Origin of the sequence: Azoarcus taiwanensis (assembly GCF_012910885.1) — a bacterium.
In the GTDB taxonomy this organism is placed as follows: domain Bacteria; phylum Pseudomonadota; class Gammaproteobacteria; order Burkholderiales; family Rhodocyclaceae; genus Azoarcus_F; species Azoarcus_F taiwanensis.
This window is the reverse complement of the sequence record NZ_WTVM01000240.1, coordinates 1-2,251: the sequence shown is the minus strand read 5'-3', so window position 1 is coordinate 2,251 and position 2,251 is coordinate 1. Positions and strand designations below refer to the sequence as shown.

General features: G+C 65.9%; 1 protein-coding gene. It reads right to left on the bottom strand.

Features of this window, described 5'->3' with window-relative positions:
- Positions 1–336 precede the first annotated feature (336 nt).
- Positions 337–2,154 carry a dihydrolipoyl dehydrogenase gene (gene lpdA, locus GPA21_RS19930; RefSeq protein ID WP_168989807.1) on the bottom strand — a complete coding sequence of 606 codons (1,818 nt, stop codon included), beginning with the start codon at positions 2,152–2,154 and terminating at the stop codon, positions 337–339.
- Positions 2,155–2,251 lie beyond the last annotated feature (97 nt).

Genomic DNA, 2,251 nt, shown 5'->3' with positions numbered 1-2,251 from the left:
CTGCGTATCAGCTCCGATGGCGCTGGCGCTGCTGTTGTGAGGTTTGCAGCGCTGAGTGTCTTTTGGTTTGTGTGGTGCGCTTGGACAGCGGAGATTAGGGCGGTGCCGGGTGTCCGCGCGTCGCGGCTGGCGGCTGCCCCTCTGCTCCGATGCCGCTCGCGCTGCCGCTGAAAGCCTCGCTTCGCTGCGATCCCAGAACTCGGCCTTCGGCCTCAGACAGCAGGGATCGCGGGCGCTACGCTCGGCAACAGCGGCATGTGCTCGGGCAAAGTCGCTCGGGGCAGCCGCCAGCCACGACGCGCTCCGCCTCAGATGGTCTGGGACGGAGCGGTTGGTTTACCGCTTCTTCTGCGCCGGCAGGTCGGTACAACTGCCGTGCGCCACTTCGGCGGCCATACCTACCGACTCACCCAGGGTCGGGTGGGGGTGGATGGTCTTGCCGATGTCGACCGCGTCGGCGCCCATTTCGACTGCGAGGCAGACTTCGCCGATGAGGTCTCCGGCGTGGGTGCCGACGATGGCGCCACCGATGATGCGGTGGGTTTCGCTGTCGAACAGGAGCTTGGTAAAGCCCTCGTCGCGACCGTTGGCGATCGCGCGGCCTGAGGCAGCCCACGGGAACACCGCCTTGTCGTACTTGATGCCCTTGGCCTTGGCCTGGTCTTCGGTGAGACCGGCCCAGGCAACCTCGGGGTCGGTGTAGGCGACCGAGGGGATTTGCAGGGCGTCGAAGCTCGACTTCTGGCCAGCAGCGACTTCGGCTGCGACATGGGCTTCATGCACTGCCTTGTGGGCGAGCATGGGCTGGCCGACGATGTCGCCGATGGCGAAGATGTGCGGGACGTTGGTGCGCATCTGGTTGTCGACTTCGATGAAGCCGCGCTCGGTGACCGCGACGCCGGCCTTGTCGGCGGCGATCTTCCTGCCGTTGGGGCTGCGGCCGACAGCGACCAACACGAGGTCGTAGCACTGGGCGTCGGCCGGGGCCTTGTCACCCTCGAACTTCACCCAGATACCGTCGTCCTTGGCTTCGGCGGCGACGGTCTTGGTCTTCAGCATGATGTTGTCGAAGCGGTGGGCGTTCTTCTTTTCCCACACTTTGACCAGGTCGCGGTCGGCGCCCTGCATCAGGCCGTCCAGCATCTCGACCACGTCGATGCGCGCGCCGAGCGATGAATAGACGGTGGCCATTTCCAGGCCGATGATGCCGCCGCCGATGACGAGCATGCGCTTGGGCACCGCCTTGAGCTCCAGCGCGCCGGTGGAGTCGATGACGCGCGGGTCTTCCGGCATGAAGGGCAGGCGCACCGCCTGGCTGCCGGCGGCGATGATGCAGTGCTTGAACTTGACGACCTTCTTGTCGCCGGTCTTGTCCTGCGCGTCGCCGGTGGTGAGTTCGACCTCGACGTGATGCGGGTCGAGGAAGGCACCGTAGCCGCGCACGACTTCGACCTTGCGCCCCTTGGCCATGCCGGCGAGACCGCCGGTGAGCTTGCCGATGACCTTTTCCTTGTGGGCGCGCAGCTTGTCGATGTCGATCTTCGGCGGCGCGAACTCGATGCCCAACTCGGCGAAGTGGGTGGTCTCGTCCATCACCGCGGCCACATGCAGCAAGGCCTTGGACGGGATGCAGCCCACGTTGAGGCAGACACCGCCGAGGCTTGCGTAGCGCTCGACGATGACGGTCTTGAGGCCGAGGTCTGCCGCGCGGAAGGCCGCCGAGTAACCGCCCGGGCCGGCGCCGAGCACGAGCATGTCGCACTCGATGTCGGCCCCGCCCGCGTGGCTGGCGGCGGTGGGGGCGGGGGTTGCAGCGGCGGCTGCTCCCCCTGTAGGAGCGGCGTGAGCCGCGAATTCGGCCTTGCCAGTGGCATCCTCTGTTTTCGCGGCTGACGCCGCTCCTACAGGTGCGCCGGAAGCTTCGAGCTTCAATAGCACCATGCCCTCCGATACCTTGTCGCCGACGGCGATCAGGACTTCCTTGACCACGCCGGCGTGCGAGCTGGGCACGTCCATCGTCGCCTTGTCGGACTCCAGCGTGCAGATGGACTCGTCCACCGCGATGCTGTCGCCCGGCTTGACGAACAGTTCGATTACCGGGACGTCGGAGAAATCACCGATGTCCGGCACTTTCACTTCAACGATCTGACTCATGGTCCGGCCTCCTTACAGCATGACCCGACGGAAGTCGGCCAAGAGTTGTGCGAGATACACGTTGAAACGGGTGGCGAGCGCACCGTCGATGACGCGG

Excerpts from the sequence above, each read along its gene's own strand:
- lpdA (WP_168989807.1), bottom strand. The coding sequence starts at position 2,154 with ATGAGTCAGATCGTTGAAGTGAAAGTGCCGGACATCGGTGATTTCTCC.